26 protein-coding genes, 3 tRNA genes and 1 pseudogene are annotated in these 24,920 nt (G+C 52.3%); 13 read left to right on the top strand and 17 right to left on the bottom strand.

What is annotated here, in order from left to right:
• Positions 1 to 342 precede the first annotated feature (342 nt).
• The 7 genes from GXP52_02325 (at position 343) to GXP52_02295 (ending at position 7,527) form a co-directional block, all read left to right on the top strand.
• On the top strand, positions 343 to 1,122 hold the full coding sequence (locus GXP52_02325) for an outer membrane lipoprotein-sorting protein (protein ID NOY86121.1): 780 nt from the start codon (positions 343 to 345) through the stop codon (positions 1,120 to 1,122).
• A complete protein-coding gene (locus GXP52_02320; GenBank protein NOY86120.1) occupies positions 1,119 to 2,348 on the top strand; it encodes an ABC transporter permease in 1,230 nt (409 codons plus the stop codon). Before GXP52_02325 ends, GXP52_02320 begins: the two co-directional genes overlap by 4 nt.
• Before the next feature lie 109 nt (positions 2,349 to 2,457).
• Positions 2,458 to 3,714, top strand: a complete 1,257-nt coding sequence (locus tag GXP52_02315; GenBank protein NOY86119.1) for an ABC transporter permease — start codon at positions 2,458 to 2,460, stop codon at positions 3,712 to 3,714.
• Between the two features lie 10 nt (positions 3,715 to 3,724).
• Positions 3,725 to 4,414 (top strand): ABC transporter ATP-binding protein, encoded by a 690-nt coding sequence (locus GXP52_02310; protein NOY86118.1) that lies wholly within the window; start codon positions 3,725 to 3,727, stop codon positions 4,412 to 4,414.
• Entirely contained in the window at positions 4,401 to 5,555 is a 1,155-nt protein-coding gene (locus GXP52_02305) for a hypothetical protein (protein ID NOY86117.1), read from the top strand. The genes GXP52_02310 and GXP52_02305 overlap by 14 nt, the downstream gene beginning before the upstream one ends.
• A 121-nt stretch (positions 5,556 to 5,676) precedes the next feature.
• A complete protein-coding gene (locus GXP52_02300) occupies positions 5,677 to 6,219 on the top strand; it encodes a hypothetical protein (GenBank protein ID NOY86116.1) in 543 nt (180 codons plus the stop codon).
• Between the two features lie 294 nt (positions 6,220 to 6,513).
• The gene (locus GXP52_02295) at positions 6,514 to 7,527 is read left to right on the top strand and encodes an aldo/keto reductase (protein ID NOY86115.1); all 1,014 of its coding nucleotides are present in this window, start codon (positions 6,514 to 6,516) and stop codon (positions 7,525 to 7,527) included.
• A 32-nt stretch (positions 7,528 to 7,559) separates the two neighbouring features.
• Here the strand turns inward: GXP52_02295 and GXP52_02290 are convergent, their stop codons facing one another.
• From GXP52_02290 to GXP52_02270, 5 genes are all read right to left on the bottom strand, one after another.
• Positions 7,560 to 8,060, bottom strand: coding sequence for a mechanosensitive ion channel (locus tag GXP52_02290; GenBank protein NOY86114.1), 501 nt, complete (start codon positions 8,058 to 8,060; stop codon positions 7,560 to 7,562).
• Between the two features lie 140 nt (positions 8,061 to 8,200).
• Complete coding sequence (locus tag GXP52_02285; GenBank protein NOY86113.1) at positions 8,201 to 8,758, bottom strand: DUF4202 domain-containing protein; 558 nt, start codon at positions 8,756 to 8,758, stop codon at positions 8,201 to 8,203.
• A complete protein-coding gene (locus tag GXP52_02280; protein NOY86112.1) occupies positions 8,751 to 10,079 on the bottom strand; it encodes an NTP transferase domain-containing protein in 1,329 nt (442 codons plus the stop codon). The genes GXP52_02285 and GXP52_02280 overlap by 8 nt, the downstream gene beginning before the upstream one ends.
• A 4-nt stretch (positions 10,080 to 10,083) precedes the next feature.
• Complete coding sequence (locus GXP52_02275; GenBank protein ID NOY86111.1) at positions 10,084 to 11,184, bottom strand: inositol-3-phosphate synthase; 1,101 nt, start codon at positions 11,182 to 11,184, stop codon at positions 10,084 to 10,086.
• Between the two features lie 59 nt (positions 11,185 to 11,243).
• Positions 11,244 to 11,444 carry a helix-turn-helix domain-containing protein gene (locus GXP52_02270; protein NOY86110.1) on the bottom strand — a complete coding sequence of 67 codons (201 nt, stop codon included), beginning with the start codon at positions 11,442 to 11,444 and terminating at the stop codon, positions 11,244 to 11,246.
• Between the two features lie 240 nt (positions 11,445 to 11,684).
• On the opposite strand from GXP52_02270, the gene GXP52_02265 reads away from it, so the two are divergent.
• Positions 11,685 to 11,822 carry a hypothetical protein gene (locus GXP52_02265; GenBank protein ID NOY86109.1) on the top strand — a complete coding sequence of 46 codons (138 nt, stop codon included), beginning with the start codon at positions 11,685 to 11,687 and terminating at the stop codon, positions 11,820 to 11,822.
• Between the two features lie 56 nt (positions 11,823 to 11,878).
• On the opposite strand, the gene GXP52_02260 is transcribed toward GXP52_02265, so the two are convergent.
• Positions 11,879 to 13,180 carry an acetamidase gene (locus GXP52_02260; protein NOY86108.1) on the bottom strand — a complete coding sequence of 434 codons (1,302 nt, stop codon included), beginning with the start codon at positions 13,178 to 13,180 and terminating at the stop codon, positions 11,879 to 11,881.
• Positions 13,181 to 13,438: 258 nt separating this feature from the next.
• On the opposite strand from GXP52_02260, the pseudogene GXP52_02255 reads away from it, so the two are divergent.
• Together GXP52_02255 and GXP52_02250 are read left to right on the top strand one after the other, a co-directional pair.
• Positions 13,439 to 13,657 (top strand): annotated as a pseudogene (locus GXP52_02255) (arsenate reductase ArsC).
• A gap of 120 nt (positions 13,658 to 13,777) precedes the next feature.
• Positions 13,778 to 15,301, top strand: a complete 1,524-nt coding sequence (locus tag GXP52_02250; GenBank protein ID NOY86107.1) for an ATP-binding protein — start codon at positions 13,778 to 13,780, stop codon at positions 15,299 to 15,301.
• Between the two features lie 226 nt (positions 15,302 to 15,527).
• Here the strand turns inward: GXP52_02250 and GXP52_02245 are convergent, their stop codons facing one another.
• The gene (locus GXP52_02245; GenBank protein NOY86106.1) at positions 15,528 to 16,415 is read right to left on the bottom strand and encodes a M28 family peptidase; all 888 of its coding nucleotides are present in this window, start codon (positions 16,413 to 16,415) and stop codon (positions 15,528 to 15,530) included.
• A 401-nt stretch (positions 16,416 to 16,816) separates the two neighbouring features.
• On the opposite strand from GXP52_02245, the gene GXP52_02240 reads away from it, so the two are divergent.
• Together GXP52_02240 and GXP52_02235 are read left to right on the top strand one after the other, a co-directional pair.
• Positions 16,817 to 17,068 (top strand): helix-turn-helix domain-containing protein, encoded by a 252-nt coding sequence (locus tag GXP52_02240; protein ID NOY86105.1) that lies wholly within the window; start codon positions 16,817 to 16,819, stop codon positions 17,066 to 17,068.
• On the top strand, positions 17,065 to 17,490 hold the full coding sequence (locus GXP52_02235) for a type II toxin-antitoxin system death-on-curing family toxin (GenBank protein NOY86104.1): 426 nt from the start codon (positions 17,065 to 17,067) through the stop codon (positions 17,488 to 17,490). Before GXP52_02240 ends, GXP52_02235 begins: the two co-directional genes overlap by 4 nt.
• An 89-nt stretch (positions 17,491 to 17,579) precedes the next feature.
• Here GXP52_02235 and GXP52_02230 read toward each other — a convergent pair whose 3' ends face one another.
• The 7 genes from GXP52_02230 to GXP52_02200 all read right to left on the bottom strand — a co-directional run bounded on the left by GXP52_02230 (position 17,580) and on the right by GXP52_02200 (position 21,844).
• The gene (locus GXP52_02230) at positions 17,580 to 18,200 is read right to left on the bottom strand and encodes a hypothetical protein (protein NOY86103.1); all 621 of its coding nucleotides are present in this window, start codon (positions 18,198 to 18,200) and stop codon (positions 17,580 to 17,582) included.
• Position 18,201: 1 nt separating this feature from the next.
• Positions 18,202 to 19,173 carry an ABC transporter permease subunit gene (locus GXP52_02225; protein ID NOY86102.1) on the bottom strand — a complete coding sequence of 324 codons (972 nt, stop codon included), beginning with the start codon at positions 19,171 to 19,173 and terminating at the stop codon, positions 18,202 to 18,204.
• Positions 19,166 to 20,104: an ABC transporter permease subunit gene (locus GXP52_02220; protein ID NOY86101.1), complete on the bottom strand. Its 939-nt coding sequence runs from the start codon at positions 20,102 to 20,104 to the stop codon at positions 19,166 to 19,168. Before GXP52_02220 ends, GXP52_02225 begins: the two co-directional genes overlap by 8 nt.
• Positions 20,097 to 20,837 carry an ABC transporter ATP-binding protein gene (locus GXP52_02215; protein NOY86100.1) on the bottom strand — a complete coding sequence of 247 codons (741 nt, stop codon included), beginning with the start codon at positions 20,835 to 20,837 and terminating at the stop codon, positions 20,097 to 20,099. The genes GXP52_02220 and GXP52_02215 overlap by 8 nt, the downstream gene beginning before the upstream one ends.
• Positions 20,838 to 21,344: 507 nt before the next feature.
• A tRNA-Lys gene (locus GXP52_02210) sits at positions 21,345 to 21,420 on the bottom strand.
• A gap of 223 nt (positions 21,421 to 21,643) precedes the next feature.
• Positions 21,644 to 21,720: transfer RNA gene (locus GXP52_02205), tRNA-Arg, on the bottom strand.
• Positions 21,721 to 21,767: 47 nt separating this feature from the next.
• Positions 21,768 to 21,844: transfer RNA gene (locus tag GXP52_02200), tRNA-His, on the bottom strand.
• Positions 21,845 to 22,298: 454 nt separating this feature from the next.
• On the opposite strand from GXP52_02200, the gene GXP52_02195 reads away from it, so the two are divergent.
• Entirely contained in the window at positions 22,299 to 22,688 is a 390-nt protein-coding gene (locus GXP52_02195) for a hypothetical protein (protein NOY86099.1), read from the top strand.
• Positions 22,689 to 22,754: 66 nt separating this feature from the next.
• On the opposite strand, the gene GXP52_02190 is transcribed toward GXP52_02195, so the two are convergent.
• The 3 genes from GXP52_02190 to GXP52_02180 form a co-directional block, all read right to left on the bottom strand.
• Entirely contained in the window at positions 22,755 to 23,225 is a 471-nt protein-coding gene (locus GXP52_02190; GenBank protein NOY86098.1) for a GyrI-like domain-containing protein, read from the bottom strand.
• Positions 23,226 to 23,248: 23 nt separating this feature from the next.
• Complete coding sequence (locus GXP52_02185; protein NOY86097.1) at positions 23,249 to 24,289, bottom strand: hypothetical protein; 1,041 nt, start codon at positions 24,287 to 24,289, stop codon at positions 23,249 to 23,251.
• A 90-nt stretch (positions 24,290 to 24,379) separates the two neighbouring features.
• Positions 24,380 to 24,835, bottom strand: coding sequence for a hypothetical protein (locus GXP52_02180; GenBank protein NOY86096.1), 456 nt, complete (start codon positions 24,833 to 24,835; stop codon positions 24,380 to 24,382).
• Positions 24,836 to 24,920: the final 85 nt, after the last annotated feature.

Here is a 24,920-nt window from a genome sequence, read left to right as displayed (position 1 = left end):
GGGATCACAAGCAACTCAAATGTAAACTGTGAAATGTGGAGGTTGGTTATTTTTAAAACATTGTTTTTATTTTGTCAAAGAAAAAATATGTTCATCACCGACGCTTGAAAGGCTCCGTTCGTCATTATCGGCACGGAAAATCGCCCCACCTCCGACGATCCACAACCAGTAGACCGTCCGGATTCTCCATGCCCTACTGGAAGTGTGATAAAAATGCCGATTCTAAAAACGACCCTGTATTTTAAGTTGATAATGAGCCATCGACCGGTCATTATTGCTTGCAGGGATTAGGTTGAGCATACGGATGAGGGGTTCCACGCAAAACCGCAAAAGGGCAAAAAAATGAAGATGGGAAAAGTCGCAGGGGTCTTCCTGGCAATTTTTCTTGTGATCCTGCCTCCGATCATCCCGGCCCGGGCAAGCGCTGTGACCTCCAGGGATATCCTGGAGAGGGTCGACGACCTGTGGCGGGGCAAGTCCAGTTATGCTGAGATGTCCATGAATGTGGTCACCGTCCACTGGAAGAGATCGCTGAAAATCAAGGCATGGTCCCTGGGCAAGGACTACTCCCTCCTAACCATCACATATCCGCCCAAGGAAAAGGGGATTGCCACCCTGAGGGCTGGAAAGGAGATCTGGAACTACCTCCCCCGCGTCAACAGGGTCATAAAGGTGCCCACCTCAATGATGATGGCCGGGTGGATGGGGAGTCACTTTACCAACGACGATCTCGTCAAGGAGAGCAGGATGTCCGATGATTACGACTCCAGAATCACCTTCAAGGGGGAACGGGAGGAGGTGCCCGTCTATGAAATCACCCTGATCCCGAAACCGGACGCCCCTGTAGTATGGGGGAAGATCCTGGTCACCGTTCGCCAGGATGAACTGATCCCGGTGACATCGCTGTATTACGATGAGGACGGAAACCTGGCCCGGACCATGACCTTTTCCGACGTGATGCGGCTTGGGGGAAGGAATCTCCCGGCAACCATGGCACTGACTCCCGCCGACAAACCGGGAGAGAGAACGGTTATCCACTACAGCGTTCTGAAGTTCGGACTTGGACTGAAGAAAAATTTCTTCTCTATCCGCAACCTGTCCCGCAGGGACCTGTCCCAATGACCATCCTGAGAATCGCCTGGCGGAACCTCTGGAGAAATCCACGGCGCACGGGGATCACTATCTTCTCCATGTCATTCGGCCTGACCATGATGATTGTCACGTATGCACTCATGGATGGGATGTACGGCCAGATGGTTCAGTTCGCCACCATTCTGGGTACGGGCCATATCCAGATTCACAAACCGGGGTATCTCGATGACCGTTCCCTTTACGAAACCATCGACGATCCCGCGAAGGTCCTGAGGGTTGTGGACGCCGCCGGCGAAGGACACGCGGCTCCCAGGACCTATGCCACCGCTCTTGTCAGTTCGGGCCCCCAGTCCGCCGGAGGCTATATATGGGGGATCGACCCGTTAAGGGAACGGCAGGTAACGGATTTTCAACATCACCTGGCAAGCGGGGCCTTTCTGTCTGAAGGGGAAAAGGGAAAGGTCGTTCTGGGTCACAATCTTGCCAGAACCCTCTCCGTCGGTCCGGGGGACGAGGTCGTCCTTCTGGCCCAGGCCGCCGACGGATCCCTCGGCAACGCTGTCTTCAGGATTTCCGGGGTCCTTCAGAGCATCGGGGAAACCTTCGACCGCACGGGAGTTCTCATGGAGAGTGACGACATGGATGAACTCATGGCTCTCCACGGAAGGATACACGAGGTGGCTGTGCGCCTCACCAGGCCCGACAGACTTACCGAAGCGTTGACGCGTTACAAAACACTCATGGCGCCCATGGGCCTCGAGGTAAAGAGCTGGCGGGAGCTTCTCCCGGAACTTTCGGAAGTTCTTAAATTGAGCTCCACCAGTACCACAATTGTACTTTTCATCATCTTCGCCGTGGCATCCCTGGGCATCGTCAACACCCAGCTCATGTCTCTCTTTGAAAGAACAAGGGAGATCGGGGTCATGCGGGCTCTGGGTCTGGGGCCGATACCTGTCGCGGTCATCGTCTTTCTGGAAACCATTTTCATGGCCCTCATCTCCGCCATCGCTGGTGGGGCCGGCGGCGCCCTCTGGTCCTGGTACCTCGAAGTCCACGGTTGGGATATCAGCAATCTGGGGGGCTCTTTCGCCTATGCGGGCGTGACTTTCGATCCCCATCTCCGTGCCAGTCTAACACCCCCTGCGGTTATTCAATCCATTGAGATAATGCTGGTAGTCTGCGTGCTGGCAACACTGTTTCCTCTATTCAAGGCAACCCGTATCACCCCAGCCAGCGCTGTTGGAAGGGGCCATTAATGGATGACTTCGCAAGAAATCATCCACGCGTCCACTTAGGGGCGCGCAAATCAAAGATTTGTGAGGAAAGTGAAAATGACACTTTTCGCTTTCCATGGAATAAAAAGCCATGAATGGACTTTTTACGGCCCTGTCAATGGTTATCGGCCTGGCTACAAGGAATCTTCGCCGCTACCTTCGAAGAACCCTGATTACAACGGTGGGAATCGCGCTGGGAACCGCGCTTTCACTCTTTTCCATGGGCCTTGGCGACGGCGGACACAATCAGATGATCGAAAATGGTGTGCGTATCGGACAAGGGCACCTGACGGTACAGCCCAAAGGCTACCTGCAATCTCCCTCCCCCTCTCTTTTTATTCGGAACCCCGGCCCGATCCTCTCCGTCCTGAGATCCAGTCAGGGGGTCAGGGGGATTTTTCCCAGAATCCGGGGGGAGGGAATCCTGGCCACGGCCGCCGGCTCCGAGGGAATCCGGTTCCAGGGGATAGATCCGGCCATGAAGGCAGACGGAGGAATATTCAGAAGAAGCATGAAGGAAGGCTCCTTCCTCGACGGCACCGGTCAACGTAACCTTGTAATAGGGGAAAAGCTTGCCAAACGCCTTAATCTGAAGGTTGGGAAAAAGGCGGTTCTCACCACCCAGGATTCCCGCGGCGAGATAACCAGCGTCCTGCTGAGGGTGAAGGGTATCTTTCAGACCGGGTCCTCGTCCATCGATGGGGCGATTTGCCTGCTCCCCCTGGGGATACTCCAGGACACTATGGGCATGGGCAAGGGGGTAACGTCCCTGGCCATTTACCTGTTCAACCCATATCAACAGGACACCGTGTTAAGAGAGTTGAATCGAATGCTCCCCGACGGACCTGATGTCATCCTCCCATGGCAGAAGCTCCAACCCCAGATGAGAGATTTTGTCATGATCGACAACGTGTTCGGCTACCTGACCTATGGCATCGTACTTTTCATCGTCTCCATCGGGGTGCTGAACACCGTGCTCATGTCCGTAATGGAGCGAAAAGGGGAGATCGGAATCCTTGCGGCGTTGGGTATGCGGAGTGGCGCGATCCTTCGGATGATTCTTCTGGAGACGGCCTTTCTCAGCATGATCGGGATAGGGGCTGGACTCGTCCTCGGACTTGGGGTCAACTGGTACTTCTCGGTCCACGGTCTTGACCTCAGGTCCTTTTCCTCACAGAGCTGGAACCTTGCCGGGACAGTTGTGGATCCCATCATGTACTCCCAGCTCCGGCCGCACCGGGTGATCCAACTCTGCCTGGCGGTTCTCGTCCTCACATTGACCATGGGGATATACCCGGCCTGGAAGGCCTCACGCATAGAGCCGGTGGAGGCGATGGAAAAACCATGAGGAGCCACGGATGTCCATCATAAAGACGGAAAACCTGACCCGCACCTACCAACAGGGAAGCCTCGAGGTTCACGCTATCAAGAACGTCACCCTTGACATCGGGAGGGGGGAATTCGCCGTGATCGCCGGACCCTCCGGATCGGGCAAGACGACTCTTCTAAACCTCGTCGGGGCCCTGGATCGGCCGACCTCCGGAAAAATCTGGCTGGACGGCCGGGAGTACAGCAGCCTTTCCAGAACGGAGAGGTCGAGACTCAGACGGGACCACATCGGATTCATCTTCCAGTTCTACAACCTGATCCCTGTCCTGACAGCCTACGAGAACGCCGAATTCGTCCTCCTCCTCCAGGGGGTGCCCGAAAAACTCCGAAGGGAAAAGGTGATGGAGCTCCTGTCGAAGGTGGGTCTGGAGGGGCTCGAGAAGAGAAAACCCCACGAGCTGTCCGGCGGACAGCAGCAGAGGGTCGCCATCGCGCGGGCACTGGCCTCCGATCCTGATCTTGTCCTGGCTGATGAACCCACAGCCAACCTCGACAGCCACACGGAACAAGGGCTCATGGACATCATGGAGACTCTCAATGAGGAGCTGGGAACGACTTTTCTTTTCTCATCCCACGATCCCGAGGTTATCATGCGGGCACACAGGTTTATTGGTTTGAAGGATGGTGAGGTGGTGAAGGATACCCTTGAGGGGGCGTAGTTTCTACCTGGCCATGGCCTTGATATCATGTCTGGCCTCACCGGCTTTGGCCTGGACGGGGTTTGAACTGGACGGGGCGGGGAACTGGGCGACAGCCGCATATCTCCCCACGGAGGGTTCCGACGGCTTCGCCCGGTGGGAGGTATCCGGACGCCTCATGGTCCAGGAAACAGCCGGTGACCTCTTCATGGAGGTCCATGCCCTTGCCGGTCTGACCGGATGGTCAAACTCGAGCGGGCGACCCGTTTCTTCGTCAACATCCCTGTTCCGCTCACTCGACATGGAGACCAGCGGCACTCTTCGCAACAATGCCATGGCCTTTGCCGAGGTTGACCGCCTGCTTGTCAGCCTGGATCGTCAAAAGTTTCGTCTCACCCTGGGCCGCCAGGCAGTAACATGGGGAAACGCCTTTTACTTCAACATCGAAGATCTCTTCGGAGCCTTTTCCCTCGCAGACATTTCAAGGCTCCACAAACCCGGCATGGACGCGGCCCTTTTGACCCTTCCCCTGGGAAGTTTCTCTGAGTTGACCATAGTAGGTGTTCCCCGGGGCGACGCATCCGGCAGCGGAGCCGGCTATCTTCTTTTCCCCGCCGGCAGCGGCACCTTAACCCTGGTTGGGGGATCAATTGCCGGGGACCTCGAGGCCGGGGGAGGATACACCTTTGACATTTCGGGCACAAAACTCTACGCACAGGTTCTCTATACGGATTCAGACGGGAAAAATGCATTCGGACAGGCCACCGCGGGGGCGGAGAGACAGCTTGGAACATCAATCCATTTCATCGGGGAACTGCATTATAACGGCTGGGGTTCCACTGACACAGAGGCATACTCGACCCTGAGAATCTCGGACCGCTTCGTCGACGGCCGGAACCTGACCGTTGGAAAATGGAACGCGGCTCTTGATTTATCATACCAATTGACGCCCCTTTTCACCGGTCATTCGGTGGCATTCGTCAACCTGACCGATCCGAGCATGTTGCTGAGGCTGTACGGATTGTACTCCCTGTCGGACTTCTCTCAGTTCATTGCCGGAATAAATTACGGGTTCGGTGATTCGCCGGAGGGGTCGGTGCTCAATAGCGAGTACGGCGGTGTGCCCTTGACTGTCAACCTGGAACTGGTGATTGATTTCTAGGTAAATTTATTTCACCCAAGGGATTCGGTGGAAGGTAAAATAACCGGGTAAATCCGACGGATGCGCTCCTCCGGTTGCGAACCTGTTTTTTCCTGCTACACTTAAATATTAGGAGAACGTTTTGGGTGAGCGCAACCGGGCTTTTGCGGCCGTGCTTCCCAAGCGGATGGGGAGCGTTGCCCGCAGCAGGTGGATTCCATGGGCATGGATTCTTGAGTGTCACTCCGCCTCCTCCATGGGACCCCTTTTCGCTCTCTTCGAAGCCTACCGTTTCATCGACTCCAAGGTTGACTTGAAACGGCTTTCCTCTTTGGCTGGGTTCCCCGGCCCGACAAACTGTCGAAGGTGCGGTTCCTGCTGCGCGGAACTTAACCCCGGTCCTTTTGAGGCCCACGAATATAACTTCTGGACCAGGTATGACTCCCTGACCCGTTATTTCGTTCAACCGGCCGGAAATGAACAGCGAAACCATCAACGTTACGAGGGATGGTATTATGAGGGTGTCCGCCTCAGGATGTGCCCCATGTTTTTTTCCAACGGATCGAAATCCAGCGTTTTCTGCTCCATCTATCACTGCGGTTCCGGTTACCGGCCGGAGGCCTGCGAACGGTTTCGTCCCAACTACCCTCACTGCGAGATCTCGCAAAGACCACTGGTATTCTAAGAGTCCAGAGTCCAATGTCCAGAGTCCAGAGTCCAGTGTCCAGTGTCCAGTGTCCAGAGAGGGAAAAAGCGGACGCGGGGAACAAAAAGATGGGATCGCTTTGCGGGACAAACGCGATGACGCCAATGTTTCATTGCGAGGAGCATCGAGGGAGACGAAAGTGACGCGGCAATCCCGGGCGGAGCTGAAAGGAAACGTGGAACCTTAAACTTGGAACGTTGAACGTGAGGAGGTAAAGCTCCGGGTGAAACCCGGGCAGGTGCAGTGTTCAACGCATGACAAAAGGGAGTGACCATGGAAACGAGAAAGTTAGGCAACCAGGGGCTGACAGTGTCGGCCATGGGCCTCGGGTGCATGGGGATGTCCGAGTTCTACGGCCCGAGCGAGGATGCCGAATCCGTCGCCACCATCCGGCGCGCCCTTGACTTCGGCATTACGTTTCTGGACACCGCCGACATGTACGGTATGGGCCACAACGAGGGGCTGGTGGGCCGCGCGGTGGCAGGTGCGCGGGATCGTTTCGTCATCGCTACAAAGTTCGGCCTCCTCCGGGGGGAGGACAAAAGCTTCCGGGGCGTCAGCGGGAAACCGGAATATGTCCGTGCGGCATGTGAGGACAGCCTGAGGCGGTTGGGGATGGATTATATCGACATTTACTACCAGCATCGGGTAGATCCGGAAGTTCCCATCGAGGACACGGTCGGGGCCATGTCACGTCTCGTGGAGGAGGGCAAGGTCAGGTTCCTGGGGCTGAGCGAGGCGGGGCCTGAAACCCTCCGCCGGGCGAACGCCGTTCACCCCATCTCGGCCCTGCAGACCGAGTATTCCCTCTGGTCGCGTGACCCTGAAGAAAGAATCCTCCCCACCTGCCGGGAACTGGGGATCGGTTTCGTCCCATACAGCCCCCTGGGGCGTGCCTTCCTGGCAGGAAAATTTACCAGCCAGGAGGATTTCGGCAAAGAAGGGGACGTGCGCCTCGCGCGCTTTCCCCGGTTCCGGGAAAAGGAAAACTTCCAACGGAACCTTGAACTTCTCCGCGGGCTCCGGGACCTTGCATCCGAAAAGGGGTTTTCCCCCGCCCAGGTGGCGCTGGCCTGGGTTATGGCGCAGGGAAAGGACATAGCCCCCATACCGGGTACCCGGCGCCGGACCCATCTGGAGGAGAACGTCAAGGCGCCGGCCGTTTCCCTTTCCCAAGGTGATCTGGCCGCCCTTAACGAGGCCTTTCCACCCGGCGCCGCCGCAGGCACGCGTTACGACGAACGGGGGATGGGTATGGTGGAGGAGGGACAGCCCTCTTTGGAATGATCGAAAGGACAGGCTGCATTATCGATTGCCCGTTACTGAAAAACAGTGATTGGATCCGTGAATAATTTTGAATTCGGGATGAGTACCTTATTCCCATCGGAATCAAGCTCCGTGTATCGCAGGTCGATAGAAATAACAATGCCCTCGTAACCCGATATCTTTATACGGTTTCCTCTCTCGAATGGTCGATATAGCAATATGAGGACGCCGGAGAGAAGATTGGAAATAGTATCTTTCAGAGCGAAGCCGAGTGCAAATCCCGTCAACCCCAGACCGGCCACTAGTGCGGATACATTAACACCTAACGTTCCGAGCGCAGTCACAAAGCCAAAGATTGTCAGTGTAATATTGCTTGTACGGGCAAGTAGCGAAGTGAGATTTTTATCAAATTTCAATCGCTCAGCGGCATTGGTGATTATTCTTTTTATTATTTTCGCAAGGACAAAGAAAACGACGAAAATCAGTACAACTCCGATAACTCTCGGCGCCCAAAGAGTCGCTTCGTCAAGTAAATATTGTACCAGCTTTTCCACAGTCTGCTAACCTCCTGTCGTCCTTTTCAAAGAAATAGCTAACGTCAGGTTTGATAGGATCGTAAAAAGTCCTTCAATGGGCGCGTTGATGACTTCTTGCGAAGTCATCAGGTTTAGCCGTTTCTTTCTCAGACGCCTTGTTATGCATGAATCACCTCTCGCAGCATACGCGCCAGTTCCTTGTCCTCGTGGTCGATGTGCCTGACGATCTCCTGCGCTCTCGGAGTAAGCCTGCGGTAACCCCAGTGTGATCTCCGCTTGGTCTCGTCCCAACCTTCACGCTGGAAATAAAGCGGCAGGTTGACATCGAAATAGGAAATGCTGTCTGCCTCTTTGAGCAGATCGGAGCCAGAATCGCCACCCACCTCATGGAACTCAACCAGCCGACAGGCCTCCTCCGCAATATTTCGTTCCACACCGCAAGCGGTCAGAATCGGGCGCAGTATTTCAGCGCTGTTTCGGGCATGGGCTGCTTTGAAGGCGTCGTAATTGTCGAAGTCTGTTCGTTTTATCTTGATTCTCTCGATTGCCCGATCGATGTCATGGGCCAGTGCCGCCAGCTGTAAGGTTTCGCCGGCATCCGGTTCCAGCCGCAAAAGCCACTCCAAGGTGTTTTCGGCGTGACACGGATCTTCAGGCACCTGTGAGGCTGCGATGATCAGTCGGATTTTCTGTTTCGCACATTCGATGTCAGTCAACACACGCAACCCTGACACGGCGCATGGTCTCAACATTCATCACAACGGCAATAACCACAAGCACCGGGAGTACCATATTCGTCGCTGCCCCGAGAAAGATGAGAAACACACGTACATCCCGCCCCATCCGCAACCCGATTCCACCCCCGGTTTTGATGCGCTCGCGCATCAGGTTGTCGTATTTATCGGCTGTGTAGCTCAGCATGAACGAGCCGATAATGGCCATGAAACCGGTGAAGAGAACCCAGCCGTTCGCTTCCCTTGCCAGCAGGTGCCAAGTCAAGCCGAACAGCAGGAAGGCGTCGGCATAGCGGTCCAGCACTGCATCGAACCAGCCGCCGAGGTCGCTGCTTTGGTACTTAAGTCTGGCCACTTCGCCGTCGCAACCATCGATGATGGATGCGAACTGTGCCAGAACACCACCGATGAGCAAGGAGATATATCCACCCATCACGAACAACCCTGCGGCCACCAGGGAACACAGAAACGAGAACAGGGAAATCTGATTGGGCGTAATATCAAATTTCACCAAATGACGGGAAAACATCACGGAAAGGGGGCGGTTCAAGTAGCGTGATACCGGCCCGTCGGTCGGCTTGTCCCGAAGACGGTCCAGCAGGACCCTCTCCGCCCTTTTGAAAGCCGCAGGGTCGTCCACATCAATCCAGAAACCATTTGAAGAGATCGCTTTGGCGCGGCTGTCTTTAGCCAGAATACGTATCGCCCCGGACAGTGTCGTATCGCCGTCTTTTTTTCTATTTTGCTCCAGTGCCTCAAAGATGGTGGAAGAGCAGAGAAAAATACCGGTATCGAAGCCGTTGAAATCGGTCATCCCTTTGCCGATATCACAGATCTTCCCATTTTCTACTCTAACGCGAGTCACATCATCCATGTCGATGAGGGGATTGTGAAGATCGCTATCCACTACGAGCGCTATTTCTCCACCGGGCAGGGAATGGGTCGTCAAGGCGCGGACAAGCTCAGGATCAAAGAGATGATCCGCCATGAGCAGCAGAAACGGCTCCTGCAGAACGTCCCGTGCTTTGAGCACTGAAAGTCCGTTTTCTTTCTCCCAATCTTCATTCACCAGGGGCGTGATCCGGATTGCAAGACGTTTCGCCAACCGTTCCAGAAAATCACGGACCAGGTCGCCCTGCCAGCCGATGACAACGTAAAATTCGTCCGCACCGGCTTCCATGGCGGAGCGGATCACACGTTCGATAAGGGGGATACCCAGAATGGGGATAAGGGGCTTGCTGTCACCTTTCTGCCTCAGTCGGCTGCCATTGCCCGCCGCGATAATTAGACACTTTATCCCCATCACATCAGTCGTTATTGATAAAATGCTCTATCATCCGGAACGCTTCATCGTCGGTGAACTGCTGCAGTGGATGTTTGCAGAAATAGGCCGATGGCGCTTTCAGTATGCCTCCCTGCCCACGGCTCAAGGCCAGTTTGGCGCACCGGATGGAATCGATCGCCACCCCGGCCGAGTTGGGTGAATCCTCCACAGACAAACGCAGCTCGATATTCATGGGCACATCACCAAACAGCTTGCCCTCCATGCGGATGAAACAGACCTTGTTGTCGTTCTGCCAGGGCACGTAATCACTGGGACCGACATGGATGTTGTCATCCTCCATACGTCGGGCGGCTACTGCCTGCACCGCCTCGGTCTTGGACACTTTCTTGGAAGCCAGGCGGTTGCGGTCGAGCATGTTGAGAAAGTCGGTGTTGCCGCCGGTATTGAGCTGGTAGGTACGCTCCAGTTTGACACCACGCTTTGCGAACAGATCAGCCAGCACACGGTGGGTAATGGTCGCACCCAGCTGGGACTTGACGTCGTCACCGATAATGGGAAGGCCCGCCTTTTCAAAACGCCTCGCCCAGGGTCCTTTAGAATCGCTGGCGATAAAAACCGGAATATTGTTGACGAGGGCCAGGCCGGCCTTCAACGCACAGCCCGCATAAAACCCGGTCGCCTCCTCGGAACCGACCGGGAGGTAGTTCAAGAGAATTTCAGCGCCGGAGTTTTTCAGTATCCTGACGATTTCCTCTTCGGCCGGCTCCAGCTCGTCTGCCAGCACAAAAGTGCGCTTTTCATTGTAATTATTCATATGTTCCGCAAACCCATCCAGGACTTTCCCCATTTGAACGGCAACTCCGGATTTGGGGATGTCGGGGCAGAAAACCGTCGTACAGTTGGGCGCGGAAAAAATGGCCTCGTGCACATCAATGCCGACTTTGCGCTTGTCGACATCGAAGGCCGCAACGACCTCGATATCACCGGGTTTGTATCCGCCAATTTCCCAATGCATCAGGCCAACGGCATTTTGCGGGGACTTTCCCCGATAGTAGTGGATGCCCTGTATCAGGGAACTGGCGCAGTTTCCAACTCCAACAACAGCGATTTTTATATTTCCCATAGTTTTATTTGTCTCCCCTATATTCCCTCGATAAATGCGTTTTTTTAGAGAAAATCCCTTTACTTTCCTTGAGAGGCGGCGCCGCCCGGCCTTTGGCTTGTCACCCAGTCGTCGATCTCCTTTCGGTTGAAACGCCATTGAGCCCCAATTTTGGAGGCGGGAATCTTACCTTCCTGGGCCATCCGATAGAGCTTGGTCCGGCTAAGTTTCAAGTACTCGGTCAACTCATCAAGAGTGAGCCATTTGTCAGTCTCCACGATCACCTCCCAATTGCGATTAAGCAACGCTCTGCTGTGGGATGCCAATAGATGACAATAGATACCAATAAATGATAATAATACAGGACAGACTAAGAGTCAAGCCGGCATTTTGTGTCGGTCCTATATGAATGAATGTGCCCGCATCATCCTCGAGCGAATCGCTGGTCGCACTCTTTAAGAGCTTACCGTTTCCTGAACGAAAAGCGGAGTTTAAGGCAAAGGTCGCCCTGACCAAAACCGGTGCCGGAGCACTTTGGCACGGACGAGTATTATCTGGCCTGTGTCAGGTATATCTACCGGAATCACCTGAGGGGCGACGACCATCTTGTCGCTCTTTGGGACAACGAAAAGGACAGGTTATGCGGCCGGGACGGATAAGAACAGCTTACGGTCTATCCCGACCGATGCTTATATAAGGACGGCCAAGAGGATTGTTAATCGACAAAGATTCCCTTCTTCAAAATACCATGCATGCCCCAATTTCCATTGACCACCTGGGTAACCCCAAAGTCTGCAGCGAGGGACATCAACGTTATCGACTCATCTTCAGTGAGCCCTTTCGTCTTCATCATGAACTGACGCATCTTGTTCACGGCGTCTTTGAACGCGAGGTCCAGCGAGGATTTCTGGAATATCTCGGATTGAGCATCCTTTCCGAGAGCAGCAAGGTAATCGGGATAAGTGAAACCCTGGACTATGTATTCATCCGGGGTTTCGATCAATGGATAATCCAGATGCTGGAGAGTAGTCCCCCGCATGGAAGCCTGGGGATGCAGAATCACTTGAATGAGAGCCGTTATGGACATTTCTATGGCAGTGCCCGCCAATTCGGAGTCCCCTTGCGTAGCGTGGGAGTCGCCCATTGACAACAATGCGTCCTTCACCGCCACGGGAAGATACACCTTTGTCCCCTCGACAAGTCTGCACTGATCCATATTCCCACCTACGTAACTTGGCGGAATAGAATTGACCAGACCGTCTTCATTCGGCGCTACGCCCAAAGTACCGGGATGCATCTTCAACGGCACGTGCACATTCTCGTGGACAGGCTTGATTTCCTGAATCGTGCTGGGATCCCTCACTACGCCCGGATAATCCATGGTCTTATGCACAACCCCGAATGGATCGGTTGATGGAGTCCATCGATAGCTGTAGACGGCTCTGGCGGTGGGGATATTCATGCTGGTATCCACTTCATAAATCGTAATCACCTCTCGTGGCCTGGGCGACTCTATCTGGTTATTATACAGATATCCCCACCAGGCTGCCGCGTTGCACCCGTATGTCTTCCCGGGGTACTTCGGGTTTGTGCCGGGTCGCGGCCGCAGCTTCAGCAGACGGACTTCAAGTATGTCGCCCGGCCTGGCCCCGGATACCGCGATCGGACCTGTAAGGATGTGGACACCCAGTCCTTCACCATGACCGATCTGGGCATCCATAGAACCCGAACCACGACGCTCGACGTTTTTCTCATGCTTGGTCCAGTGAAAAATACTTTCGATGCCGGCATCCCCTTTGATCATTCGGTCGTAGTCATCTCCCGCGTGATGGGATATGGTTTCCACGGTGATGAAGTCACCTGACTGCACGGTCACTGCCGGGGGAAGATCCCTGCTCCAATAACCCCAATGCACTGTATCCTTGTTCGCCGCCAAATGATAATGCGCCGGTGAAGAGGGGTTTTTCTTTCCGGAAGCCTGAGCCGGGCCTGTGGTCGAAGGAACGGTTTTGCTCATGACACGCCTCCCTACTTAAAATAAACAGCAATTGCCCCCTCCTTAGGGGCCTTATCACGGCCAAGTATATAAGGCCTTCTTGAAATGTCAAACAAAAGAGGCCAGGCGCGAAGGAACCTGGATGTATTACAACCTCATTGAACCGAGACACCGCCTGGATCAGTGTCTCCAGGAATGCTTTCGAGACTGCCCGGCGGATCACAAGACGGTGAAAACCGACACGAAGCGCCTTGAGAAGGCAACCTGCGAGAGATGAAGAACTTCGACTACGTGGTTACAGTCTGCGGCCAAGCGCACGAGACCTGTCCGTACTTTCCCGGCAAGGCGAAGGTCGTCCACGTCGGCTTCGACGACCCGCCCAAGCTAGCACAGGACGTGAAGACCGAAGAAGAGGCGCTCGTACACTACCGGTGCGTGCGGGATGAGATTCGGGCGTTTGTGGAGACGTTACCCAATGAACTTTTAAATGGAGACTGACAAAAATGGTAATCGCCTGCTTCTTGCCAGTTGCCATGCGCTTCTGATATTTTACGGATCTACCTTCACCACCGGCTGACGTCATACCGCCACTCGCCGGTGACACTGACGGGGGATTCCATGAGCGCAAGGCGCAAGACCATCCCTGTGACGGTGGACAAGAGCCACCTTATCGCCATTGGGGAGCAGCTCTATTCCAGAAGCATCGAACTCATCAGGGAGTTCATCAACAACTCCTACGACGCGGATGCCACGGAGGTTCGGGTATCGGTGGACAAGGACCAGATCGTCGTCTGGGACAACGGCAACGGGATGGACCTCGACGGGCTCATTCAATATTTCAACATCGGCTCGCCTGAAAAACGGATCAGGAAGCACTCTCCACGTTTCGACAGGGAACTCATCGGCCAGTTCGGCATCGGCAAGTTCGCGGCTCTCACCACCGGTGAACGGTTCGAGGTCTCCACCCAGAAGGGCGATTTCGCCGCATCGGTGATCTTCGACAAAAAGTCCTGGGAAGCGAAACCCGGCAAGTGGACCCTGCCCATCAGCGTTCACGAGTCCGACCCCTCCCGGGGGGACGGAACCACTGTCACTATCTCCAAGCTGAAAAAGACTTTCACCGCGGAAGACCTGGAAAGGCTGGTCACCGAAAGCGTCCCCATCCGCGCCCCTCATTTTAAGGTGGTCCTGAATGGGAAGGAAGTCCGTCCCCGGGAGTTTTCGGGCCACCGGATTCCCTTTATGGAGGGGACGGACTTCGGCCTCATCCATGGAGAGATCTACATTCTGCCGGAATCGCGGAGTTCCGCCCGGGAAATGGGGATTCAGGTGAGGGTCAAGGGGGTCCTCGTGAGGCGGGAGATGTTCGGCATGGAGACCTGGGGAGGCGACGCTGCGCGCGTCAGGGGGGAGATCAACGCCGATTTCCTTACCATCACCAGCGACAGGGGCGGCTTCATCGTCGACTCGCCGGAGTATGCCGTCTTCAGGGAGACGGCCCTCGGGGTCATGGAGGAGGTCCGGCGGGCACTCAGGACCCTGAGCAGCCGGAGGGAGAAGAGCCGTTACAGGAGGGCCCTGAAGGAAGCCCTCATCAGGATCCAGGAGGCCCTGGCGCGGAATCCGGAGATCTCCCCTTTCGGGCCGATTCCTTTCGGGGAAGAGCGTGATGGAACCGGAGAGGCGGCCGTCACAGAAAAAGAGGTAATGGAGACAGGGGAGCCTTCCGTCGAGGAGGTAACGGGCGGCGGGCAAGAGATCGAGGGGAAGGAAAAAGAGCCCGGGGAAAAGAAGCCCACGGTCCGGCGTCTGACCCCCAGGGCCGTTATCCAGAGGATTAAGCTCGGACAGATGGGGATCACCTGCTGCCTGGACCACTTCGGCGCTGATGGCCCCGAGTGCTTCACGGAGAACAACGTGGTCTACATCAACCAGGACCATCCGCTGTACCACCGGGAGATGCGAAAAAGGGACACCCACGTCATGCACATCGCCCGGCTGCTGACCCAGGAGATCGCCATCATTGGGCAGCCCGCAGACCCCAGGCGCGCCTACGATCTCCAGAGCCGCCTTCTCAAGGACGCCTTCCTGAAGGACAGTGAAAACCCGGACGGCAGGAGCAACTCGGGTCTTCCTGGATAGCGGGTTCCATCAAACCGCGTACATAACATCGGTTTCAATGCCGGCGGTCACCTGATATTATCCCGGAACGGATAACCTGACAGACGACCAAGAACATGGCCTCGACATGAACATTTATCCTGGAATCTGTTGAATTTACTTTCCGGTGGTCTGGTTTAGCATTGCCTTCCCTGCAGGGGTCTGGCACTGGTCCTCAATACCGGAAAATCACCAACAAGCGATCTCCTTAAACAGGATATTTCCGGACTAACGTATAAGCAAGCGCCTTAACCAGCTTTCCCATGGCTTCGTAATCCAGCGTCTCGGCCGTATCGGTCTCTTTGTGGTAGTTGTGGTTACGCAGGAAGGCCGTGTCGGTGACCATGAGAGCCGGGATACCAACATCCCAGAAGGAGACGTTGTCGGAAAGGCGGATGAGGCCGCTCAGTACTGTCTGCTCCTCCGGCTCGACTAACTTGAGGGCAGGAATGCCGGCATCTGATTCCTCGAAACTCGAGTGGGTCCACTCGGCCAGATCAGCCGACTGCCGGTCACCCGCAAGGGCGATGAAGTTGCCAACGTCCGGGAAACCCAGGAACTCCAGGCCCTCGGGAATGTCCTGGCTGCCGGGTTGATTGCTGAAATAACCCACCATCTCCAGAACCAAAGCGCCACGAAGCTCAATTTCGGACCCTTTAATACGCTCGGCAAAGATCCGGCTGCCCATCAGCCTGGTGTTAAAACAGGGTGGCTCCTCCGTGGAAAAGGCGACGAAAAGCAGATTGCCACTCCTTCCCGGTGCTTCTTCTACTACCTTTCTGGCCGTCTCGATGAGGACCGCCACCGCGCTGGCGTTGTCGTCGGCACCCGGCGTGCCTCTCACCGTGTCGTAGTGGGCTCCAAGAACCAGGACCGGACCCTCTCCAGTCCAATTCGGCGACCGGGCGACCAGATTGGCCGTTTTCGTCCCGTGAACTTCGTACTTCTGCCTGAGAACGTGAAGCCCGGCGAAATCGAGCTCGCCCTCGATGTAAAGGGCGGCAGCCTCCAGCTTGTCGGGCTCGTAGACACTGCGGCTGCCGATGTCCTGGCTCAGGACCCGCACGTGTTTGAGTAATTGCTCAACGTGGTTCATTTACCAATTCCGGAAACTCATCCAGGGTTCGAACGACAGGGCATGGCCCGTAACCGTGCCATTTCTCAGATCAGCCTGTTTCCAGGACATTTGTCAGTTATCACTTGATTTTACGTAGGTCGCCTTCGCAATGGAGGATTCCATCTTTTCACTCAACACTATGGGACTATTAAATAGTAAGACGCGCGACGTTACAACCGGGAATTGAAACCCAGCCAACGTATTTACAAAACAGTTAACACGTGTTAACCTTGCACTAGATGGTTAACATATGTTAAGCAAATGAGTCTTGATTAGCACTTGTTAACCTTTAACATAGTAGTTAACCTATGTTAACCTGGAGATAGTTGATTAAAGTTTATGGAAGTTTCAACAGTCCTTATAGTTAAGGAGTTGCCGCAATGGTGAAAAGACTTATAGGTACTTCGGAGGCTGCCAAAATTATGGGTATAAGCAGGGTGGCCGTTTTTAAGAAAATAAAAAAAGGAGAAATAGTGGCGTCCAAGGTTGGTCGCAACTACGTCATTGATCGCCGCGATCTTGGAGATATCTACCAGGACATTACTCCTGCAGCCAAAATTAAAATCGACAAGGCTGTTAACAGAACCGTCCAGGAATACGGAGATGTTCTTAAGCGGCTTGGAAAAGAATGAGGCCGATCAAGATAAGCGAGGTCGAGCATATTGCTCACAATCTCGCCCGAAAACATCTTGAGTGGGATGAGCCGATACCGGACTTTGAGACCCGGTACCCTGGTATATTGGAAAGTTGTCTGGGAACTGTATTTCAAACTTTTGGCGGCAAAGACCTTTATCCGACCCTTATCGATAAGGCATCGATGCTTTTCTACCTTATGGTAAAAAACCATCCATTTCTTAACGGTAACAAAAGAATTGCTCTGACAACTCTCGTAGTATTTCTTGTGATGAACAACAAGTGGTTAGATGTTCAAGGTGAATCTTTCTATCAAACATCCATTGAGGTGGCAGAGAGCAATCCGAAATACAGGGAAAGCGTTATAAAGGAAATCAAAAGTTTCATCCGAAGTGGATTGACGAATTTGAACCGTAATTAAGTGTTTCCATGTCCTGGCTGCCTCAGATATTTTTCCCTCCTTGCCCTTCGTTCTTTCCGCTATCTATTCCACGGGAGGCCTCCCGTTCTTCAGTCAGCCACCTCTGCACCGCCAGCATCTTTTTTTATTTCTTTTCTTTGAGCCTGGTGACCAGGAGCATTTACAATGACACTTATTTTTAATTCATCGGTAGAAAAATAATACAAACTGTTTGGATTTGCCCTGTAATGATCTTTTTTCCCTCCGATATCGATATGAATCGGTTTTTCTTCACCTTTTGCGAGTGTAAATCCGGTTAGCTTCAACAAGTATGATTGTTCTTGGGTGGTTTTTAAATCGATTATCCTATAAATTATTTCGAATTTATTAATGCTATCCTTGCCCATATTTTTCAGCAGAATCTCCAGATGATCCGGAGCATCTCTCCGGGCAGAGGGATCATAATTGTTTTCAACAATCATTCGTTTTATGGAAAAGTCATGGATTCCTACCGATTCACCGATACTGATGTCAATGTTTACAGGATTCTTATCGTCTTTATCATTGATGCCATCGCCATCGGTATCAGGATTCAAAGGGTCGGTACCAAGAACCTTCTCTACTTTATCAGGGATACCGTCCTTATCGCTGTCAACGAGCGTCCCGGCGAACATGTTATGGGCTGCGAACAATAAAGTTCCAAGGATTACCATTGCAAAAAACTCTTTCATTTCAATCTCCTTCCAAACAATATGGTCTTTTCACCATTAAAAGACAGTCAGCCAGAAAAACAGTTATGGTTGATAAAATTATCCATAATATGTCCCCAGCTTTATCATGCAGTATCGTAGACAGTGATTTGTCATTATATATTTTTTTAATTCCAAAAATTGCAAAGGAAAAACGTTCATAATGTTTTGTTATCGATAACTGTTCAATGAATCCTCTTCTTGCCTCATACCCGCTGAATTTAGCCAGCACCTGTTTTTCCTGTGCCTTATTCAGGCTCATGCTTTTAAAAAAGCCCCCCGGTACCTGGTTGTCGGGATCCATGGTATCGCCGACCTGCGGAAGAATCAAAACGATGACCAGCCAGGTTATAAAGGAGAAGATTAATGCGTGAGACATGGTTTTTGAACTCAATGAAAAGAAAATTGACAACAGGAAAAACAACAGAATATATATAGTAGAAATCAGACCAAACAAAAGAATTTTAAATAACGCCAACCGATTGAGTGTCACACCTCCAATCAGGTAAATACTCAAAACGGTAATAACACATACGATAGACATCAAAACTACAACATATATGATGTTGCCCAAGATTTTTCCGAAGACAATATCTCTTTTTTTAACAGGTCTTGTCAGAATTAAATCCAGCGCCCTGGTGTTTCTTTCCTTTGATATGCTTATATAACCCAGAAGCATTCCCAGAATCGCTCCCACGATTTCAATATAATCAACCACTCCTCTTAATAGATTAAGCGGATATAATTTCGGCGGCGGTATAGCAGGCCTTTTACCTAACTGTTTCAGCATATCCAATGCTTGCCGATATTCACCCGATTGATTGTTAAAAACCAAAAATGAAACAATCAAGGACGTTACAGTCAGGATTGCCAACATAACGACAATAAATGTGAAAACTTTGTTATGAAGGATATCTTCCCATTCTTTTTCGGCAATAATTATTATACTATTCATAAGTGTCACCTTCGGCGGTGTTTAACCTTTTAGCCGATAAATACGATAATATTAAGGTAAGGGTTGACCAGGCCGATAGTATTATCAGGTTGGCCCACGGAGAATAATGGGAGCGTTTATTTAAAACCGTGTCAGATGATAACCCGAATATGTGTGCTGAAAGTGCCTTGTACTGTTCTGATATCGAAAAAGGATATATGCTGGAATGCATTACCTTCAGTATCGGGGAGTCAAGCATGTTTGTTGAAGGTAGAACAGGATTCAAGGAACCTGTAGGATATAGGGCCGACGCGAATTCAGGCAACGCAAAAGTAATGACAATCCAGAGCAAAAGCGGAAAAAGAATTGCATTTGTACTATTATCGCTGTTCATTCCGAAAAAAAGACCGATATAGGCAAAACCGGCAAGATAAACAAATGAAACTAAATAGAAAACACAGACATTCAGGACTTGATTTGAGCTCATGCCGCGCATTGAATATATTGAAATGATACTGACAATCATAGCTATGAAAAGAGAAACAAATATTATTATTGATGAAGAAAGTACTTTCGCCAGGAAGAAGTCTGTTCTTGAAAACGGTTTTGAAAACAGAATCCTTATTACGCCGGCTTGCCTGTCATTAATTGACGCGACATGCCCCATCGTTATGGCAAGCAACGCGCCTATGAGGACGATATAGATAATCATATTTTTCATCAACGAAAGGGAACTCATTGATGGAAGAGGCAGAGTCGGAACCGGATTGCCGGCTTTTACCAATTCCTGGGAAGCGACATTATAGACCTGTTTTATTGTATGTTGTGCGGACCATTCAATACCTGTTGAAGCCAGCGTCATGACCACGAATATTGACAGTAAGATAATTACGGTATTTTCTCTTAGCAGTAATTTAAGGTCTTTTTTTACCATGCATGTTACTTTAGTCATATTGATTATCCGTTTCCATGGATAAATATATTTGCTCTAAAGAATTTTCATCTTTAAATCGGTTTAATGTGCTCTCCAGGCTGTCCATATATATAAGGTTCCCATGATTGAGCACTCCAATGGTTTTACATGTTTTGGTAACCTCCGAAAGCAGGTGAGTGTTCATAAAAATTGTCATGTTTGTTTCTTTGTTTAAACGAATGCAAATATCTCTTAATTGTTTGATTCCCATGGGATCAAGCCCCGAACTCGGCTCGTCTAAAAAAAGAACTTTCGGTTTATGTAATATGGCTTGGGCAAGACCGATTCTTTGACGCATCCCCTTTGACAGTTTTTTTATTTTATTATGGGCATACGGCACTGCACCCAGAAAATGCAGCGTGTCATAAATAATTTTCCCCGGTTTTTTCAACCCCGAGAGACGCGCAAAAAAATCCAGGTTCTCATATGCAGTTAAAGTTTCATATAGTTGTACGTTTTCAGGGACATAGCCGATACGTTTCTGCACTTCCATTGGTTCTTTAATTATGTCGAATCCATCAATCATGGCATGGCCTTCTGTGGGTTTTAACAGTGTAGTAAGCATATTGACAGTGGTTGTTTTTCCTGCTCCGTTATGGCCCAGGAAACCAAATATATCTCCCTGTATTATTCGAAACGAAATTTTGTTCACTACAATAAAATCACCGTATTTTTTTGTCAGGTCTTTAATTTCGATCGCTGGGGTCGGCATAATCTCCTTTATCCCTCCCTTAAAAACATTATTTTACTGGTTGGGAATGCCCTGAGAACAGTTGCTTATTTCTTCTGGCAAAATCGATGTCCTTTTCATGACTCTACCTTCTGCTGTCGGGTTATTCCGGAACCAATATCGATAAGACAATCGAAACCTTTCTATTGTCTTTTTCAGCACTGTAGATCACCAACATGAAGGAAACATGAACGTGAACACCTTTAATCGAACTTTATCGGATTTTTCGTATCCCGTGTGTCAACGCATTGTGTACAAGGGATACGAGAATGGAAGTGTCATCCTCGACCGGCGTCTCGGGTTCTCCAACATCAAGGAGAGGTTCTCCAGGCTCAACCCGGACTCTACCTTTCAAAATCAGCGGTGTTCAGTCGCGACCCATTCGACGCACTTCACTCTTTGGAGGTTGGAAGTTTCGCTTGCTCAGGATCTGCGGTCATAGCTGACACAAACAAAGACGCCTCCCGGGTGGAAGGCGTCATGTTTGTGTGGTGAGCCGCGAAGGAATCGAACCTTCAACCTACGGATTAAGAGTCCGTTGCTCTGCCAATTGAGCTAGCGGCCCGTGCGTTATTAAGTATCAGCGCCCGTCCAAATTGTAAAGAGTCTACGCCAACAGCAGGATTGTTCCCGGCAGGATTCCCTTCGCTACGCTCAGGGCAGGCTCCAACCTCCGCCAAGGCTACGGCTGGCAGGCACTATTGGACTTACGGCTAGAGGTTCGAATCCCTACGATGGGCGGTGCAAAAAATCAAGTCCTCCCTATTGAGGGGACTTGATTTTTTGCATGGCACGCCCGGCAGGATTCGAACCTGCGACCTGCGGCTTCGAAGGCCGACGCTCTATCCATCTGAGCTACGGGCGCACATTCCAGAAAGCAACCGGGCAAGACGAGCCTGCCCGGGGAAATTATGGGGTGGACGGAGGGACTTGAACCCTCAACCTCTGGAGCCACAGTCCAGCGCTCTAACCAATTGAACTACGCCCACCATGTTTCTAATTGATAGAGTCGTAAAAAGTCCATCCATGGCTTTTTACTCTACGGAAAGCGAAAAGTGTCATTTCCACTTTCCTCGTGGATAACTTCTTGCGAAGTCATCATAATAAAAGAGAAAAAATACCTAACACGAACCACCAGACCTGTCAACTGAACCGCATCCGCAGCTTTCCACCTTCGCTCTTCGAGCTATGGCGAGACAGGCACGATGACAGGCCTTGTGCTTATCCTACCCGTGTCCGTTTTTTCTTTTCCCTGGACTCCATGTCGCGACAAAGCCTGAAGGGCGAAGGCGGATGGACTCTGGACTGATTTACTCCGTTGAACATTGAACTTTGAACGTTGAACGCTCTTTATCCCATTGAATGTTCCCTTAAACCTTTTTGTTCCTCCCGGGTCAATATTCCCAAAGGCGGCACACAGTAATTCAGCGACAGGAGGAAAAAATGAGGACGAAAACCAGATCCATTCTCATCGGCGCCATGATTCTCGCCCTGCCGGCCCTGGGCGCAACCCAGGTCCAGGCCCATCCCAACAGACACATCGTGGGAAAAAGGATAGAGAGACGGGGCGAGGTTCTCCAGCACAGGAGCGATTTAGTTCAGCGAAAGGCTTTAAAGATGGACCGCCGGGCCGACCGTCTCGAAAGACAAGGGGTTAAACTCTACAGAAACGGCCATCCGGATGCAGGAAAGCGATTTTTCATGCGCGGTTTTCGCCTCGACCACAGGGCTGATCGGTTGGAGAGAATGGGCTACCACATGGAGCACCGCGGTGAGCGGATGGAACGGTTCGCCGAAAAGGCAGGTAAAGGACGGGGCCGGGGTAGAAGGTAAAGGTCGGAAAGTTTTCAAAGACTAAGGAACAGGGCTCGGAATCCCCTTGGAAGGGATTCCGGGTTTTTAATGCCGGACCGCCTTGACGGGCACCTGGATCTCCGTGAGAAGATCCTTTTCATGGAACTGCGTGGGGTTGGTAAGGTAAAGCTCCCTGGTTGATTTCTCCGGCACATAGCCGTTATCCTCGGCCCAGGAGAATATCCGGTCGTAGGTTTTTCCCACCTCGTCCAGGGGTCCCCGGTGTTTGGCAAAGGCCACCGTGGCGGCTGGAAGCTTCTTGATTTTTACGCCGCCGCCGCCTTTCAATTCGGCTTCAGGATTTACGGGGATGCAGGCCTCGAAGCGTACACCTCCCACGGGTCCATCTTCAGGACCCACAGGGAAGAAGGCCATAGGATAGGACACCACCTTTTCGCCCCTTTCCAGGACCCACCGGAAAAGATCCATCAGGACCTCCCCTATCTCCTGGTAGGTTCCATCGCTCTCCACCGCCGCCACCTTCAGCGGCCCGACATCCTTGATCTCGATCTTCATGTCAGATTCCTTTCAAAAAACAGTTACGCCATCTCCTGCCACATCCTGATAATGGAGTTCAGGGTGGCCGCCTTTACCTTTATCATCTCATCCTTGCTTCCGCAGGACAACATGCCTCCCCCAGCGCCCGGGTGTCCATCCCCCATGTTCAGCGACCTCATGATCTCCCCGATGTCCCTGCGGTGCTCACGGACGTTCATCAGGAAGGACAGTGACATGGAAAAGGTCAGATCGTTGGTCTTCCTCCCCCTTAAAAACCGGTTCTGGACCAGTAGAACAGCCAACGCGTCAGGATAACGGATAAAGGCCGTGTTCCGGATAAAATCCGGTTTGCGATTGTGGCGGGTCAGATCCACGATGACAACCTCCCGGCTTGCGTCGTCGGGATGAAAAAAGGCGTCCTGTTCCACAAGCTCGAGGCTTCGCCGCTCCATGTCGCCAAAGGTTTTCACGAGATTGGAAACCTCGGGGTCCGACAATGCTTTCTCCATGGAATCTTGACGCAGCAAAAGCACGACCTTTTCGAGATAACCGTGCATCGCCCGCGGGGCTCGAAACGCCGCACGGATGGAATCGGCCAGAAGCTTTTCGGGAAGCGGTTCCCGCCATTCTTCCATGGTTTGATAGTCGAAAGAGTCCACCCTGTCGGTCCTGGCAACCGTCTTTTCGATGAACGGCGGAAAATCGACACGCCCTCGATAATATTCCAGCACTACCCTCGAACAGGAAGGATCCGGGGAGAACTTCCCCGGAATCTTTTCAGGGTCCAGGCCCCTCAGTTCAACGTCAGCCAGATTCCCGACATGGTGATCGAACCACATTCCAAATCGGATGGGGCAAGGGAGGTCGCAGACGATGTCCGTCTCGGTGGTCGGAGTTTCCCCGTTCTGGATGGACATCGGACCTGTAAACCAGAATTGCTTTATCTCCGTGGCCAGGGAGACAATGGCGGCACTGACTACGCCGTCAAGGTCCTCGTGGGTTACAATCCGGGTACAGGGCTGCTTTACCCCGTTGGATCCTTGAAGTTTGATGTTTGAAGCTTGACGTTGGACATTGGACATTGGATTTTTTACCCTTGACGTTTGAACTTTGACGTTGGACGTTGGACGTTCTTTATCACCTTGAACGTTGAACCTTGAACGGTCCGGTCCTTATCCCGTTGGACCTTCCTTAAGATGTATGGCGTACTCGTAGCCGTCCAGCAATGCCCGGAAGGAAGCCAGGTTGATATTGTCGGAAGAGGAGGCTACCTTCCAGACCAGGTCGCCGTCGGTAAACACTATGTCCACCTGTACATAGGCTGAAGTGCCGGTAGCTCCCTGGATCACCCTGGATGCGAAATCCAGGAGCCGGACCTTCTTTAACTCCGGGAAAAGTCTCCCCAGGGACTTTTTCAGGACCTTGGCCAGCGCATCCACAGGGCCGGCCCCCTCATCGGCCTCATGCATTTCCTGGTCGCCCGCTTTCAGCATGACCGTGGCCTCGGGACGCACCCCGTCGTCAATAAGGCGGTAGGTCCCGACGACCTCGAAAGGCGGCCTGTAGCGATCCAGCGCCCTCAGGATAACCAGCTCTTTCGTAGCGTCTTTTATCTCGATATTTTTCATTTTTTCTCCAGGGTTCAAGGGATCTGTCGGCTCCCGGGAAAATGTAGAAAAAAAGCCCCCTCCTCGGGTAAGGCAGGGGGCGGGT

The organism is Deltaproteobacteria bacterium, from assembly GCA_013151915.1.
GTDB lineage: Bacteria > BMS3Abin14 > BMS3Abin14 > BMS3Abin14 > BMS3Abin14 > BMS3ABIN14.
Note: the sequence above shows the minus strand (reverse complement) of the source record. Positions and strands in the feature narration are given on the sequence as shown.